The 15,218-nt window shown below is 67.2% G+C and carries 13 protein-coding genes; 6 read left to right on the forward strand and 7 right to left on the reverse strand.

All coding sequences use genetic code 11. From position 1 onward, the window contains the following. Positions 1-4 precede the first annotated feature (4 nt). From VRZ77_RS11245 to VRZ77_RS11270, 6 genes are all read left to right on the forward strand, one after another. The gene (locus tag VRZ77_RS11245; protein WP_414592744.1) at positions 5-859 is read left to right on the forward strand and encodes an ABC transporter permease; all 855 of its coding nucleotides are present in this window, start codon (positions 5-7) and stop codon (positions 857-859) included. A gap of 69 nt (positions 860-928) precedes the next feature. Next, a complete protein-coding gene (locus VRZ77_RS11250) occupies positions 929-1,987 on the forward strand; it encodes an ABC transporter substrate-binding protein (RefSeq protein WP_414592745.1) in 1,059 nt (352 codons plus the stop codon). Between the two features lie 99 nt (positions 1,988-2,086). Further along, the gene (locus tag VRZ77_RS11255) at positions 2,087-2,512 is read left to right on the forward strand and encodes a hypothetical protein (RefSeq protein ID WP_414592746.1); all 426 of its coding nucleotides are present in this window, start codon (positions 2,087-2,089) and stop codon (positions 2,510-2,512) included. Positions 2,513-2,584: 72 nt separating this feature from the next. Continuing rightward, entirely contained in the window at positions 2,585-3,256 is a 672-nt protein-coding gene (locus tag VRZ77_RS11260; RefSeq protein WP_414592747.1) for a GntR family transcriptional regulator, read from the forward strand. Between the two features lie 121 nt (positions 3,257-3,377). Beyond that, positions 3,378-4,013, forward strand: coding sequence for a MarC family protein (locus VRZ77_RS11265; RefSeq protein ID WP_414592748.1), 636 nt, complete (start codon positions 3,378-3,380; stop codon positions 4,011-4,013). Positions 4,014-4,151: 138 nt separating this feature from the next. Beyond that, positions 4,152-4,652 carry a hypothetical protein gene (locus VRZ77_RS11270; protein WP_414592749.1) on the forward strand — a complete coding sequence of 167 codons (501 nt, stop codon included), beginning with the start codon at positions 4,152-4,154 and terminating at the stop codon, positions 4,650-4,652. 105 nt (positions 4,653-4,757) lie between these two features. Here the strand turns inward: VRZ77_RS11270 and VRZ77_RS11275 are convergent, their stop codons facing one another. The 7 genes from VRZ77_RS11275 to VRZ77_RS11305 form a co-directional block, all read right to left on the reverse strand. Then, complete coding sequence (locus tag VRZ77_RS11275) at positions 4,758-7,859, reverse strand: efflux RND transporter permease subunit (RefSeq protein WP_414592750.1); 3,102 nt, start codon at positions 7,857-7,859, stop codon at positions 4,758-4,760. 9 nt (positions 7,860-7,868) lie between these two features. Next, positions 7,869-8,975 (reverse strand): efflux RND transporter periplasmic adaptor subunit, encoded by a 1,107-nt coding sequence (locus VRZ77_RS11280; RefSeq protein WP_414592751.1) that lies wholly within the window; start codon positions 8,973-8,975, stop codon positions 7,869-7,871. A 375-nt stretch (positions 8,976-9,350) separates the two neighbouring features. Next, positions 9,351-10,790, reverse strand: a complete 1,440-nt coding sequence (locus VRZ77_RS11285; RefSeq protein ID WP_414592752.1) for a gamma-aminobutyraldehyde dehydrogenase — start codon at positions 10,788-10,790, stop codon at positions 9,351-9,353. A gap of 12 nt (positions 10,791-10,802) precedes the next feature. Further along, positions 10,803-11,603 (reverse strand): ABC transporter permease, encoded by an 801-nt coding sequence (locus tag VRZ77_RS11290; RefSeq protein WP_414592753.1) that lies wholly within the window; start codon positions 11,601-11,603, stop codon positions 10,803-10,805. Positions 11,604-11,696: 93 nt separating this feature from the next. Then, entirely contained in the window at positions 11,697-12,644 is a 948-nt protein-coding gene (locus VRZ77_RS11295) for an ABC transporter permease (protein ID WP_414592754.1), read from the reverse strand. Further along, entirely contained in the window at positions 12,641-13,660 is a 1,020-nt protein-coding gene (locus tag VRZ77_RS11300) for an ABC transporter ATP-binding protein (RefSeq protein WP_414592759.1), read from the reverse strand. Before VRZ77_RS11300 ends, VRZ77_RS11295 begins: the two co-directional genes overlap by 4 nt. A 218-nt stretch (positions 13,661-13,878) precedes the next feature. After that, on the reverse strand, positions 13,879-15,057 hold the full coding sequence (locus tag VRZ77_RS11305) for an ABC transporter substrate-binding protein (RefSeq protein ID WP_414592755.1): 1,179 nt from the start codon (positions 15,055-15,057) through the stop codon (positions 13,879-13,881). Positions 15,058-15,218: the final 161 nt, after the last annotated feature.

Here is a 15,218-nt window from a genome sequence, read left to right on the forward strand (position 1 = left end):
AACCATGAGCCTCGTTCACGCGAACGCCGACGACATGCCCACCGCCACCGGCCATGAGAGCCTGATCGACCGCTTCATCGCCAGCGAACGGCGCAAGCAGCGCCGCAAGCAGATCCTGCACCGGCTGCTCGCCACCGGCTTCGGCCTGTTCGTGCTGCTGGTGTGGCACGTCGCCACCACCTATGGCTTCGTCCACGCGCTGATCATACCCACCCCGCTCGCCACCTTCGAGGCGACGGCGCGGGTGATGAGCGCGGAATATTTCTGGCCCAACGTCTGGGTGACCTTGCAGGAAATCCTGTGGGGCTTCGCCATCGGACTCGCCAGCGGGGTGATCCTCGGCGTGGGCGTGGCGATGTTCGACACGGTGCGCGCCACCATCTACCCCTATCTGGTCGCGCTGCAGGCGCCGCCCAAGATCGTGCTGGCGCCGATCTTCATCACCTGGTTCGGCTTCGACCAGGCCTCGAAGATCGCCATCGCCGTGGTGATGTGCTTCTTCCCGATGTTCCTGAACACGCTGACCGGCCTGTCCTCGGTCGATCCGAATGCCATCAAGCTGATGCGCTCGCTCACCGCCGGCCGGTGGAAGACCTTCCGCTATCTGCTGCTGCCCAACGCGCTGCCGATCATGATGGCGGGCGTGAAGCTGTGCTGGACGCTGGCCGTGCTCGGCGTGATCGTCGGCGAGTTCGTCGGCGCCTCGGCCGGTATCGGCTACCTGATCTACGCGATGAACTTCCAGCTCGATATCGCCGGGGTGTTCTCGCTCATCATCCTGCTCTCGCTGTTCACGCTGGTGGTCTACCAGCTGATCGAAGCGCTGGAGAGCCGGATCATCTTCTGGAAGCAACTCTGATTTTTCCGCCTGCCACGTGCAGGCGGGCTTCCTGCCGGGCGTACCGTTTCTTCAACCAGAGGTATTCAGATGACTTCACAGAGCCTTTTCAGAACGGGCGCGACGGCGCTCGCATTCTCCCTCGCCATGGCGCTCGGCGCGCAGGCGGCGGAGTTGGTCAAGTTCAACGGCGTCACCGCCCAGGGCGGACCGACCGCGCAGATGTTCCCGGTCTTCATCGCCATGGAGAAGGGCTTCTACAAGGAAGAGGGTCTCGACGTGACCCTCAACTATTCCAAGGGCTCGTCGGATGCGGCGCGCCAGCTCGCGGCCGGCAATGCCGACTGGGGCATCTTCTCCTCCGCCGCCACCATGCAGACCGTCCAGCGCGGCTTCCCGCTCAAGGCGATCATGCAGATCTACTACCCCGACACGTTCGACATCGTGGTGCCCGAGAGCAGCCCGGTGAAGACCATGGCCGACATGAAGGGCAAGATCGTCGGCGTCTCCGATCTCGCCGGCGGCGAGGTGCCGATGGTGCGGGCCTCGATCATCGAGGCCGGGCTGAAGGAAGGGCCGGATGTCCGCCTCGTGATCGCGGGCGAGGGCGACCCCACCACGGTGCGCTCGCTCAATGAAGGCCGCGTGCAGGCCTATGCCGGCGCCAAGCGCGACCTGCTGCTGCTGCCCGCCCAGGGGATTCCCACCCGCTCCATCACCCCGGCCGCGATCGCGCAGTTCCCCGGCGACGCGCTGCTGGTGCGCAAGGAGACCTATGAGAAAGACCCGGAGCTGCTCACCAAGTTCGTGCGCGCGACGTTGAAGGGCTGGGCCTGGGGCATGGCCAATTCGGACGCCACCTTCGCCCTGCTGAAGACCAAATACGCCGCCGCCTCGCTGGGTGACAACCCGGTCGCCGCGCCGTTCTGGGAGCTGGTCAAGACCTACTACACCGCCCCGGCCAGCGTGACCAAGCACGGCACCCTGCTGCCCGCCAACTGGAAGATCTACATGGAGTATCTCCAGCTCGGCTCGGGCGAGCAGAAGGCGCTCGCCGGCCCGGTCGACCTGTCCACCCTGCTGACCGACGAGGTCGTGCTCAAGGCGTGGGACGGGCTCGACATCGAGGCGGTCAAGAAGACCCCCTGAGGCGCGCGCCCGGCAGGCGCGCCCTCCCGAGAACGGCGGCGGGACCCCTCCGGCCCCGCCGACCCTCCAAGGCATCGAACCGCAGATTTAGGAGCCCGCGTGCAGAAAGATATGTCAGAAACCGCTCCCGCGACCGACGGCCGGATCCGTCTCGTCGTGGTCGGCGCCCATCTTTCCGGCATGCCGCTCAACCATGAGCTGGCCGGCCTCGGCGCTGTCCTGCTGCGCGCGGACACCACCGCGCCGGTCTATCGCCTGTTCGCGCTGGCGGAAGGCAAGCCCGGCCTGCTGCGCGTCGCCGCCGGCGGCGCGGCCATCGCGGTGGAACTCTGGACGCTCGACGCGGCCGCGTTCGGCCGTTTCGTCAACGCCATCCCCGCCCCGCTCTCCATCGGCAAGGTGCAGTTGTCGGACGGCAGTTCGGAATCGGGTTTCCTCGTCGAGCACGCCGCCATCGCCGGCGCACGCGACATCACCTCCTTCGGCGGCTGGCGCGAATTCCGCCGGACGCTGCAAATCGCCTGAAACTCGGCAAGAATGACCGTGTTCCGGCGCTGATTCTGGCGCCGGGCCATCGTCAACGCCGTGGGTCCCGCGATGTCCTCCCCGAAGAAGCAGACCGCGACGGATCGTGTCCGTACCACCCTCGCCGACGAGATCGCCCGCGGCGTCATCGGGCCGGGCGTCGTGCTCGACGAAACCTCCCTCGCCGAGCGCTTCGAGGTCTCGCGCACCCCGATCCGTGAGGCGATCCGCCAGTTGGAGGCCATCGGCTTCGCCACCGCCCGCCCGCACCGTGGCGCGGTGGTGCCGCTGTTCACGCCCGAGAAGCTGACCGAGATGTTCGCGGTGATGGCGGAGATGGAAGCGCTGTGCGCGCACTATGCCGCGCTCCACGCCCTGCCCGAGGGCAAGGCCCGGCTGCAGGCCGCCCACGAAGCCTGCCGCCTCGCGTCGCTGGAAGGCGACATCGACGTCTACTACGCCGCCAATGTCCGCTTCCACGAGGTGATCTACGACATCGGCCGCAACGCCTTCCTCGCGGAGATGACCATCAGCGTGCGCAACCGGCTGATGCCGTTCCGCAAGGCGCAGTTCCGCTCCACCGGCCGGCTCAGCCTCTCGCTGCGCGAGCATGGGCGGGTGGTGGAATCGATCCTGGCCGGCGACGCCCATACCGCCTCGCAGACCATGCGCGAGCACATGATGAAGGTGCGCAACACGGTGGGCGACGTGGCCCCCACGCTGCGCCAGCCGGGCGAGGCATAAGCGCGCCTATCCCAAATTGGATATAGGCAAATCCATCCCGATCCCGCAGAACCCTACCGGAGACCCGTGCCGGGGGCGCGGAAATCCGGACAAGCCATCGGCAAAAGCAGGAGAGACGGCATTGGATTGGGTCCTTACCGCGAAGCTGTTCGCCGCCCTGTTCGCGATCATGAACCCGCTCAGCACCATTCCGGTGTTCCTGGCGCTGACGGCGGACGCCACCCCGCCCGAGCGGCGCTCCGCCATGCTGGGCATGATCGCGACCATCACCATCGGATCGCTGATCTGCGCCGTCGCCGGGCAGTCGCTGCTGTCCATGTTCGGCATCGACGTGAACCATTTCCGCCTCGCCGGCGGGCTGATCGTGCTGCTGATCGCGCTGAACATGCTGAACGGTGACGAGAGCACCGCCCATCACGGCACCGACAAGGAGCAGGCGACCTTCAAGAGCGCCACCAATGTCGGCATCTATCCGCTCGGCATTCCCATCGCCTTCGGCCCCGGCACCATGGCCACCATCATCGTGTTCGCGCAGGACGCGCACGGCGCGGGCGGGTTGATCCCCTATTATGCCGGGCTGATCGGTTATCTGGTGTTCTTCGGCATCCTGCTGGCGGCGGCGCCGCTGCTGGCGGCCTGGCTGTTGCCGACCGCGCTGTCCATTTCCAAGCGCCTGATGGGCATCATCCTCGCCGCTATTGCTGCGGAGATGATCGCCGGCGCGCTCGGCAAGCTGTTTCCCGCCTGGCTCGGCTGAGCCGGCGCGGGGCGAACGAGGCCGACCGCGGCCGCATATCCGCCGCAGGGCGGTTGCAAATCGCGGTCGGCATCCGCATCCTGTCCGCCTTGGCGGGCGACTGCTACAGCTCACTTCCCTACCATTCGAGGATCATCGATGGCCGTCTCTACCAGAATGCTCGTTCTCGCCGCCCTCGGCTGCGCCGGCCTGATGGGCCTGCCGCAGGCCGCGCATGCTGCCTTCACCTGCCCGGCGCCGCTTCCGTCGGACGCCGGCCCGTCAGTGGCGGACATCAAGAAGCTGCTGCCGTCCGATACCGATCCGCTCGATCACGTGTCCGCGCTCAATTCCGCGGTCATCGCGCTGAAGGCGCAGAACATTCCCTCCTCGCTGGTCATCGACCGGCTGGTGGCGGCCTATTGCCCCGAGGTCGCGGCCAACAAGAGCTGGAGCGATGCCGCCAAGACCGCGCGCCTGCGCCGCTTCGCCGCCCGGGTGGTGGATGTGGTCTATTCGCTCGATTCCGCGTCGGCGATCATCATCAACGTGCCGCTGAAGCCGCAGGTGCTGGAAGCGGCCGAGGCCAAGGCCAAGGCCGCCAAGCAGCCGATCGACACCTGGATCGCCGAGACGGTCGAGAAGGCCTTGGCCCCCTGAGCCTTCGCGCCGCGGGCGGGTCCCCCCGCCTCCTATCTGAAAACACAACGCCTCCGCACCGGATACCGGGCGGAGGCGTTGCCGTTTCAGGGCTCTTGGAAGCGCCTATTCCGCCGGGGCGTGGGCACCGCCCGGTGCGGGATGGCCATGTACGTGGTCCTGCGCGTGGTGATCCTGCGGGTGAACGTGGATGCGGCCCATGAAGGAATAGACCGTCGGCACCACGAACAGCGTCAGCAGCGTGCCCAGCGTCATGCCGCCGACGATGACCCAGCCGATCTGCGAGCGGCTTTCCGCGCCCGCACCAGTCGCCAGCGCCAGCGGCACGGCACCGAACACCATGGCGCCGGTGGTCATCAGGATCGGGCGCAGGCGCAGCACCGCCGCCTCGATCACGGCCGGGCGCCGGTCGATCCCGGCCTCCTGCTGCTGGTTGGCGAATTCGACGATCAGAATGCCGTGCTTGGTGATGAGCCCCACCAGCGTGACGAGGCCGATCTGCGAATAGACGTTCAGCGAGCCACCGGTGAAATACAGCGCAGCGAGCGCGCCGGTCATGGAGAGCGGCACGGTGAGCATGATGATCACCGGATCGCGGAAGCTCTCGAACTGCGCGGCCAGCACCAGATAGATGAAGCCGAGCGCCAGCACGAACACCATGACGAGGCTCTGGCCGGCGGCGCGGAACTCGCGACTCTGCCCGGCGACGTCGGTCTGCACGGTGTCGGGCAGCACCTCGCGCGCGGTCTGGTCGAGGAAGGCCAGCGCCTCGCCCTGCGCATAGCCCGGCGCCAGATTGGCGGTGATGGTGGCGGAGCGCAGCTGGTTGAAGCGCTTGAGCTCCTGGGGAGCCACCGTCTCGCGCACGCTCACCAGATTGGAGAGCTGCACCATCTCGCCACCGGCGGAGCGCAGATAGATGGTGTCGAGCGTCGCCGGGGACGCTCGGTCCTGCGCGTCGAGCTGGACATACACATCGTACTGCTCGCCGGCGACCTCGAAGCGCGTCACCTGCCGCCCGCCGAGCAGGCTTTCCAGCGTGCGCCCGAGCACCGAGACGTCGATGCCCAGATCAGCCGCCTTGGAGCGGTCGATGGTGATCGAAATCTCCGGCTTGTTGAGCTTGAGGTCGCTCTCGATGCTGGTGAGGCCCGGATAGTCCTGCACCCGTTCGAGGAAACGGTCGGTGTACTCGTTCAGGTCCTCATAGGTGCCCGAGGTCTGGAGCACATATTCGATCGGACGTGAATTGTTGGAAGCGCCGAGCGAGGCCGGGTTGTTGGCATAGGCGTTGACGCCGGCGATGCGGCGCAGCTTGGGCGCCACGTCGGAAACGATCTCCTGCTGGCGGCGCTCGCGGTCGTCCCAGTCCTTCAGCCGGCCGATGACCAGGAAGCGGTGCACTTCCGGCAGGCCGTTGATGATGAGGACGGAATCGACCTCCGGCACCTTGCCGAGTTCGGCCTGCACCTGGTTGGAATAGCGCGTGGTGTAGCCAAGCGTGGCGCCTTCCGGGCCGGAGCCCGAGACGCGGATGATGCCGCGATCCTCGACCGGCGACAGTTCGGACGGCAGGTTGACCAGGAACCAGCCGCTGGCCGCCGCCACGCCGAGCGCGATCAGCAGGATCAGCGGGCGCACCCGCAGCGTGGCCTGCAACAGGCGGCGATAGCCCGATTCCAGCCCGCTCAGCAGGCCCTCGATGAAGGAGGAGATCCGGCCGGGATTGGCCTCGTGCTTGAGCAGGCGCGAGCACATCATCGGCGTCAGCGTCAGCGCGACGAAGCCGGAGATCAGCACCGCGCCGGCCAGCGTCAGCGCGAATTCGGTGAATAATCGCCCGGTCCGCCCGGCGGAGAACGCCACCGGGGCATAGACGGCCGCCAGCGTCAGCGTCATCGCGATTACCGCGAAGCCGATTTCCCGCGCGCCCTTGATGGCGGCGGGGATCGGTTTCATGCCGTGCTCGATGTGGCGGAAAATGTTCTCCAGCACCACGATCGCGTCGTCCACCACCAGGCCGATCGCCAGCACGATGGCGAGCAGGGTCAGCGTGTTCACGCTGAAGCCGAGCGCATACATGATCGCGAAGGTGGTGATGAGCGAGATCGGGATGGTGACGATCGGGATGATCGAAGCGCGGAGCGAGCGCAGGAACACCACGATCACCAGCACCACCAGGATCACCGCCTCCATGATGGTGTGGAACACCGCGCGGATGGAGCGGTCGATGAACACCGCATTGTCCTGGCCGACGGCCGCGGTCATGCCCTCGGGCAGGGTCTCGTTCACGGCAGGCAGCACGTCGCGCACGCCGGTAGAGACGTCGAGCGGATTGGCGACCGCCTGCTTGATGATGCCGAGAATGACCGATTGCCCGCCATTGAAGGAGCTGGAGCGCCGCTCGTCGGCCGCCCCCAGTTCCACCCGCGCGACATCGCTGAGCTTCACCTGCGCCCCGTCGGCGCGCTTCACCACGATGTCGTCGAACTGCCCGACCGTGGACAGAGCGGTCCGCGACAGCACGGTGAATTCGCGGTCCGCGCTCTCGATGCGGCCCGAGGGGATTTCGACATTCTGCGCCCGAAGCGCGTCCTCGATGTCCTGGATCACGAGGTTATAGGCGGCGAGGCGCTCGCGATCGATCCAGATCCGCATCGCGTAGCGCCGCTCGCCATAGATCTGCACGTCGGCGACGCCGGTCAGATTCTTGAAACGGTCGACGACATAGCGGTCGATATAATCGGTCAGCTCCAGCCCGTTCATCCTGTCGGAACGGAACACGATGAACACGACCGGCTGGGCGTCGGCCTCGACCTTGGAAATCACCGGCTCGTCGATCTCGTCCGGCAGGCGCTGGCGCACGCGGCTCACCCTGTCGCGCACATCGCTGGCCGCCACGTCCGGGTTGATCTCCAGGCGGAAGCGCACGGTGATGCGGCTGGATTCCGAGCGGCTGGTGGATTCCAGCACGTCGATGCCTTCGATGCCGGCGATCGAGCCTTCCAGCACCTGGGTGACCTGGCTCTCGACGATGCTCGCCGAGGCGCCGGGATAGCGGGTGACCACCGAGACCACCGGCTCGTCGATATTGGGATATTCGCGCACGGTCAGGCGCGAATAGGAGACGATGCCGACCAGCACCATCAGCAGGCTGACCACGGTCGCGAAGACCGGGCGGCGGATGCAGAGTTCGGAGATACCCATGCGCGGCCCTCAGCTCTGCGGTGCCGGCGGCGTGCTCACAATCTCGACCGCCGCGCCCGCGCGCAGCCGGCCCTGCCCGGCCGTGACCACCTGGGCCCCGGCCTCGATGCCGCTCACGATCTCGACCTCGCCGGCGAGGCGCTGGCCGAGCACGACCTTGCGCTCCTCCGCCTTGCCGTCGGCCACGACCCAGAGCGTGCGGTCCTGCCCGCGCGGAACGATGGCGGCTTCCGGCACGAAGACGGCGGTGCGCTCGTCCTTGCCCTTCACCACCACGCGCAAGAACAGGCCGGGGCGCAGCAGCATCTCCTGGTTCGGCAGCCGGGCGCGCACGCTCAGCGAGCGGCCATTCACGTCGACCATCGGATCAATGGCGTAGATGGTGCCGGTGAAGGTGCGGCCGGGAAACGCGTCGACGGAGATGCTGACCTCCTGCCCCTGCGCGATGTTGCGCAAATGGGTTTCCGGCACCTTGAAGTCGACCTTCAGCGCGTCGATTTTTTCGAGGTTCACCAGCTTGGTGCCGGTGTCGATATAGGCGCCGACCGAGACCGCGCGCAGGCCGACCACCCCGTCGAACGGGGCACGGATCGAATGCTTGGCGAGCTGGACCTGCTGGAGATTGAGCAGCGCGGTCGAGGTGTTCAGCTCCGCCAGCGCCTCGTCGAGCGAACGAGCGGTGCCCGAGCCGGTCTTCTGCAGCTGCTGGGCGCGCTCGTAATTGGCCTTGGCGAGGTCGAGCCGCGCGCGCATCTCCGCCTCGGAGGCCTTCACCAGCGCCTCGTCGAGCTGGACCAGCACGTCGCCGGCCTTGACGCTCTCGCCTTCCTGGAAGCGGATTTCATGGATGCGGCCGGCGACTTCGGAGGCGACCTGGACCGATTCGTCGGATTGCAGGCTGCCGATCGAGCGGATGTCGCTGGTGACCTCGACCTTGCGGGCCGGCGCGACCTCGACCGGAACGCTGCGGGGGCCGGCGGCACGGGGTTCGGGCGCGGCGCTGGCCTCACCCCTGACGCTGGCCCGAATGTCCGCGATCCACCCTTCGCGGTGCGCGACAAAACCGGCGCCCCCCAGAACGGCCGCACACAGAAGCAGGCCCGTCAAACGTCGCATGCAACTCCCTCGCCTAAATGCTGCGCTGCAAACATGGCATGGCTAGCCTGTGAGTCAGCAGATGCGGCGGCCAGTTCCAACTTAAAACTTTGTCATACAGGCGTTTCGGCCATCACAACCGCGCGGGTCCGGCCATTATGGCACAGCGGCGGCTCATTCCGGCAGCGCGTTTGTGCGGGGCGTCGGATCGATCGGCGCGGCGACGGCCGGCAGCCCGACCAGCAGCAACAGGCCGGCGCAGCACAGCCGCAGCTTCGACAGGACGGACAGCATCGGCATCATCCCTCGGGAAGAAAAATGGCGCGCCACGACCTCGCCGCGGCGCGCCATCCTAGCTTTTGCCGGCGCAGCAAGGCCAGCGCCGGCGGGGCGTTCTCAGCCGTTCTTGACCATCACATGACGCACCACGGTGTAGTCTTCCAGCGCATAGGCCGAGAGGTCCTTGCCGTAGCCGGACTGCTTGAGCCCGCCATGGGGCATCTCGCTCACCAGCATGAAGTGGCAGTTCACCCAGGTGCAGCCATATTGCAGGCGGGCGGCGGTCGCCATGCCGCGCCCGACATCCTTGGTCCACACCGAGGAGGCGAGGCCGTAATCGCTGTCATTGGCCCAGCTCACCGCCTCGTCGACATCGGAGAACCGCGTGACCGAGACCACCGGGCCGAACACCTCGCGCCGCACGATCTCGTCGGATTGCAGCGCGCCGGCGACCACGGTCGGCTCGTAGAAGAAGCCCTTGCCGCCCGAGACCTTGCCGCCGGTGGCGATCTCGATGTGGTTGATCTCGCTCGCCCGCTCGACGAAGGAGGCCACGCGCGCCCTCTGCCGCGCCGAGATCAGCGGGCCGATATCGTTGTCGCCGTCGTCGGCCTGATTGAAGCGCAGGCTGGAGGCCGCCGAGGCGAGGTCCGCCACCAGCTTCTCATACACCTTGTCCTGCGCGTAGATGCGGCAGGCGGCAGTGCAGTCCTGCCCGGCATTGTAATAGCCGAAGATCTTCACCCCCTCGACCACCGCGTCGATGTCGGCATCGTCGAACACCACCACCGGCGCCTTGCCGCCGAGTTCCAGATGGGTGCGCTTCACCGTCTTGGTCGCCGCCGCCAGCACCTTCTTGCCGGTGGCGATGTCGCCGGTCAGCGAGATCATCGACACCTTGGGGTGGTTGATGAGCGTCGAGCCGACGCTCTCGCCGCGCCCGACCACCACGTTCACCACGCCTTCGGGGAAGATGTCCGCGATCAGCTTGGCCAGCTTGAGCATGGTCAGCGGCGTCTGCTCGGAAGGCTTGATGATCACCGTATTGCCGCCCGCCAGCGCAGGGGCGAGCTTCCACGCCGCCATCATCAGCGGGTAGTTCCACGGCGCGATCGACGCCACCACGCCCACCGGGTCGCGGCGGATCATCGAGGTGTGGCCGGCCAGGTACTCGCCCGCCACCATGCCGTGCTGGGTGCGCACCGCGCCGGCGAAGAACCGGAAGCAGTCCACGACCGCCGGCATCTCGTCGTTCAGCACGGCATGGCGGGGTTTCCCGCAATTCAGCGCCTCCAGCGTGGCGAAGCCTTCCGCTTCCTTCTCGATGGCGTCGGCGAGCTTGAGCAGGAGGGAGGAGCGCTCGGCCGGGGTGGTGCGCGACCAGTGGGCGAAGGCCGCCTCGGCCGCGTTCACCGCCGCGTCGATCTGGTCGGCGGAGGCCTCGGGCAGCTCGATCAGCGTTTCCTCGGTCTTCGGGTTCAGCACGGTCTCGGCCGCCTCGGTGCCGGAGACGAACTGCGAACCGATCAGCATCTGCGTGTCGGACAGCGTGGTCATTTAGGGCTTCTCCTATTTGCCTGAGCCGGCCACCGCCTCGCCCTCGCGCGTCAGGTAATAGGCGGCGAGGATCGGCAGGAAGGTGACGATGATGACGAGCACGGCGACCACATTGGTGACGGGCCGCTGGCGCGGGCGGATGAGTTCGGACAGCATCCAGATCGGGAGCGTGGATTGCTGGCCGGCAGTGAAGGTGGTGACGATCACCTCGTCGAAGGACAGGGCGAAGGCGAGCATGCCGCCTGCCAGCAGCGCCGTGCCGACATTAGGCAGCACCACGAGGCGGAAGGTGGTGAACGCGTCCGCCCCAAGGTCCATCGAGGCCTCGATCAGCGAGGGCGAGAGCCGGCGCAGCCGGGCCACCGCATTGTTGTAGACCACCACGATGCAGAAGGTGGCGTGGCCGATCACGATGGTCCAGAACGAGAAGGGAATCTCCATCAGCCCGAAGGCCTGGCGCAGCGCGATGCCGGTGACGATGCCGGGCAGCGCGATCGGCAGCACGAACAGCAGTGAAATGGGCTCGCGCCCGAAGAACCGTGCCCGCGCCAGCGCGCCGGCCGCCAGCGTGCCGAACACCAGCGCCAGCAACGTCGCCACCAGCGCCACCTTGAGCGACAGCCCGACCGCCGCCCAGATATCGGCGCGGCTCCACACCACCGCGAACCATTTCAGCGTGAAGCCGGGCGGGGGAAAGGCATAGCTGCGCTCCTCCGTGGTGAAGCAGTAAAGCAGGATGAACAGCAGCGGGATGTGCAGGAACGCCAGCCCGCCCAGCGCCGCGATCTTCAAGGGAAGCGAGGCGCGGGTCATGACGCGCCTCCGTCTTCACCTCTCCCCGTGGGGGAGACGTCGGACGCGCAGCGTCCGGGAGAGAGAGCGGCGGCGTTCCCGCCAAAGCGTGCCTCACATCGCATCGAACGCCCCCGTCCGCCGGGCTAGCGTCAGGAACGCCGCCATGACCAGGATCGGCACCAGCGAGAACGCCGCCGCCAGCGGGATATTCCCCGCCGTGCCCTGCAGCGTGTAGACCGCCTGCCCCAGCACCAGCGCCGAGGTACCGATGATCTGCGGCACGATGTAGTCGCCCAGCGTGAGCGAGAAGGTGAAGATCGCGCCCGCCACCACGCCGGGCATGGCGAGCGGAAGGATCACCGTGCGGAACACCTTGGCCGGCGAGGCGCCAAGATCGCCCGCCGCCTCGATAAGACTACCCGGCACCCGCTCCAGCGCCGCCTGAACCGGCAGGATCATGAAGGGCAGCCAGAGATAGGTGAAGGTCAGCACCATGCCGGTATAGCTGACCGAGAGCGAAGGCCCGCCCACCACCGGCAAGGCGAGCCACGCCTCCAGCGCGCCGGAGAGGCCGAGCCGGCCCGCGAACCAGCCGATGGCGCCCTCCTTGGCCAGCAGCAGCTTCCAGCCATAGACCTTGACCAGATAGCTGGACCACAGCGGCATCATCACCGCGAGGTAGAACGCCGCCTTGGCGCGCGGGCCGGCGAAGCGGGCGGCGTAATAGGCGATGGGAAAGGCGATGATCGCGCACAGCACCGTGACCGCCGCGGCAATGGCGACAGTGCGCAGCACGATGTCGTAATTGGCCGGGCGGAACAGCTCGATCAGCGTCGCGAAGGTCGGCTCGCGCACGATGGTGCCGGAGAACTCGTCGATCGAGAAAATCGACTGCCCGAGGAAGATGAACAGGCTGCCGAGATAGACCAGACCGAGCCACAGCAGCGGCGGCAGCAGCAGGAGCAGCGTCAGCAGGCCCCCGCGCCGCACCACAAGGTCGGAGAGCCTGCCGCGCAGGCCGACGGGTCGTGCGGGCAGATCGAGCGCGGCGAGGCTCATCCCTCGCCCTCCATCGGCCGGAGCGCCGCTCGCGGAATCAGCAGTTGCACTGCGTCGCCGATCGCGAGCCTGTCGGCCCCGCCGGCCGGCACGCTGGCGGTGAGCGACAGGCCGAAGCCGGTCATCGCCGACACCCGGCGCACCGCGCCCTGATAGGAAACATCGACCACCGTGGCCTCGACCGCGGCGATGCCATCGCCGATCGGCGCGCCGAAATGGCCGATGGCGACCTTCTCCGGCCGCAGGCTCGACGGCACGGCACTCCCGCCAAGCGCGGCCGCCTGCTCGCGGCTGAGCACATTGGCCGAGCCGACGAAATGCGCGACAAACGCCGTCGCCGGGGCCTCATAAACCTCTTCGGGCGGCCCGACCTGCGCGATGCGCCCCTCATTAAACACCGCCACCCGGTCGGCCATGGACAGCGCCTCGCTCTGGTCGTGGGTGACGAAGACGAAGGTCAGGCCGAGCGCGCGTTGCAGGCTTTTGAGCTCCGCCTGCATCTCCTCGCGCAGCTTGAGGTCAAGTGCGCCCAGCGGCTCGTCGAGCAGCAGCACCTTGGGCCGCACCACCAGAGCGCGGGCGAGCGCCACGCGCTGGCGCTGGCCGCCGGAAAGCTGCGCGGGACGGCGCGTCTCCATGCCGGAGAGCTTGACCATTGCCAGCGCCTCGCGCGCCAGCTTTTCGCGCTCCGCCCGCCCGACGCCGCGCACTTTAAGCCCATAGGCCACGTTGTCGCCGACCGAGAGGTGCGGAAACAGCGCATAGTCCTGGAACACGGTGTTCACCGCGCGGCGATAGGGCGGCAGACCCTCCACGGTCTCGCCGAAAATCTCGATATGCCCGGCATCGGGCTGCTCGAAGCCGGCGATCAGCCGCAGGCAGGTGGTCTTGCCCGAGCCGGAGGGGCCGAGCATGGCGAAAAACTCGCCCGGCGCGATGGCGAGGTCCACGCCGTCCACCGCCTTCACCCGCCCGAAATGGCGCGCGACCCCGGCAAAGCGGACGGCTGGGGTGATGGTGACGACGGGGGGAACGCGCATCGCGATCTGTGATCCAAAATAGGGTGGCAAAAGAGCGAGACGCCCCCCTCTCCCCAGCAGGGAGAGGGGTGGGGGGTGAGGTCTTCAACGGCTCCGCAGTCGCAGAGCCCTTACCAACCCGCCGCGCAAGCCTCCTCTCCCGATGGGGAGAGGAGCAGCGGGCCGAGGGTCTGCCTCGTGCCGACGAAGGACGATCAGCGCCCGCCCAGCACCGCGATGTAGTCCGACACCCAGCGGTAATAAGGCACGCAGCCTTCCGCCTGGGTCGCGCACTTGGCGACCGGGGTGCGCCAGAAATGGATCTTCTCGAAGTCTTCCATGCCATTGGTCTTGCAGCCCTCGTCGCCGAGAAGCTCATTGCCCTTGCAGGCGGCCGGAACGGCCGGCACCGAGCCGAACCATGCGGCAAGGTCGCCCTGCACCTTCGGGCTGAGCGAGTGCTCCATCCACATATAGGCGCAATTGGGATGGGCGGCGTCGACATGCATCATGGTGGTGTCGGCCCAGCCGGTGGCGCCCTCCTGGGGAATGGTGGAGGCGATCGGCTTCTTCTCGCCGACCAGCAGATTGACCTGGAACGGCCAGGACGAGGAAGCGACGACGCCCTCATTGGTGAAGTCGTCGATCTGGATCATGGCGTCGTGCCAATAGCGCTGCACGATCTTGCGCTGGCCGCGCAGCAGGTCGAGCGCGGCCTTGTATTGCGCCTCGGTCAGTTCATAGGGGTCCTTGATGCCCAGCTCGGGCTTGGTCGCCATCAGGTAGAGCGCGGCGTCGGCGATGTAGATCGGCCCGTCGAAGGCCTGGATGCGGCCCTTGTTGGACTTGCCGTCCGGGAGGGTCTGCTCCTCGAACACCACGTTCCAGCTCTTGGGCGCGGCGCCCTTGAAAGCCTCGGTGTTGTACATCAGCACGTTGGAGCCCCACTGATAGGGCGTGCCGTAATGCACGCCGTTCACCGTGTGCCAGGGGGAATCCTGCAGCCGCTTGTCGACGCTGTCCCAGGCCGGAATCAGCTTGGTGTTGATGGGGGCGACCTTCTTGCCGGCGATCAGGCGCAGCGAGGCGTCGCCGGAGGCGGTCACGAGGTCGAAGCCGCCCTCGTTCATCAGCGCGACCATCTCGTCCGAGGTGCCTGCGGTCTTCACATTGACCTTGCAGCCGGTCTTGGTCTCGAAGGCGGTCACCCAGTCATAGGCCTTGTCGGTCTCGCCGCGCTCGATATAGCCGGGCCACGCGACGATATCGACCTGGCCCTCGCCGGGGCCGATGGCGGTAAGCTCGGCGGCGAATACGGGCTGGACGCTGAGCGACAGGCAGGCGACCAGCGCCGGCACTTGCAGATAACGGGCGGACTTCCGGGCAGACGTCATCAATGTGAGCATGTCGGTTCCCTCTGTTCTGCGGGCGCCGCGCGCCCTTTGGGAAAGAGTGTGCCGCCGCGCCTCCTGCTCCGCCACACCAAAGATAAGGCGGCAGCTATCGGAAAAATCGATGAGTAAAAGCCGGGCAGACAGGCGCCGCCCCTACGCCC

Source organism: Ancylobacter sp. G4_0304 (genome assembly GCF_047501495.1).
In the GTDB taxonomy this organism is placed as follows: Bacteria; Pseudomonadota; Alphaproteobacteria; order Rhizobiales; family Xanthobacteraceae; genus Ancylobacter.

Excerpts from the sequence above, each read along its gene's own strand:
- VRZ77_RS11245 (WP_414592744.1), top strand. The coding sequence starts at position 5 with ATGAGCCTCGTTCACGCGAACGCCGACGACATGCCCACCGCCACCGGC.
- VRZ77_RS11250 (WP_414592745.1), top strand. The coding sequence starts at position 929 with ATGACTTCACAGAGCCTTTTCAGAACGGGCGCGACGGCGCTCGCATTC.
- VRZ77_RS11260 (WP_414592747.1), top strand. The coding sequence starts at position 2,585 with ATGTCCTCCCCGAAGAAGCAGACCGCGACGGATCGTGTCCGTACCACC.
- VRZ77_RS11270 (WP_414592749.1), top strand. The coding sequence starts at position 4,152 with ATGGCCGTCTCTACCAGAATGCTCGTTCTCGCCGCCCTCGGCTGCGCC.
- VRZ77_RS11275 (WP_414592750.1), bottom strand. The coding sequence starts at position 7,859 with ATGGGTATCTCCGAACTCTGCATCCGCCGCCCGGTCTTCGCGACCGTG.
- VRZ77_RS11280 (WP_414592751.1), bottom strand. The coding sequence starts at position 8,975 with ATGCGACGTTTGACGGGCCTGCTTCTGTGTGCGGCCGTTCTGGGGGGC.
- VRZ77_RS11285 (WP_414592752.1), bottom strand. The coding sequence starts at position 10,790 with ATGACCACGCTGTCCGACACGCAGATGCTGATCGGTTCGCAGTTCGTC.
- VRZ77_RS11290 (WP_414592753.1), bottom strand. The coding sequence starts at position 11,603 with ATGACCCGCGCCTCGCTTCCCTTGAAGATCGCGGCGCTGGGCGGGCTG.
- VRZ77_RS11295 (WP_414592754.1), bottom strand. The coding sequence starts at position 12,644 with ATGAGCCTCGCCGCGCTCGATCTGCCCGCACGACCCGTCGGCCTGCGC.
- VRZ77_RS11305 (WP_414592755.1), bottom strand. The coding sequence starts at position 15,057 with ATGACGTCTGCCCGGAAGTCCGCCCGTTATCTGCAAGTGCCGGCGCTG.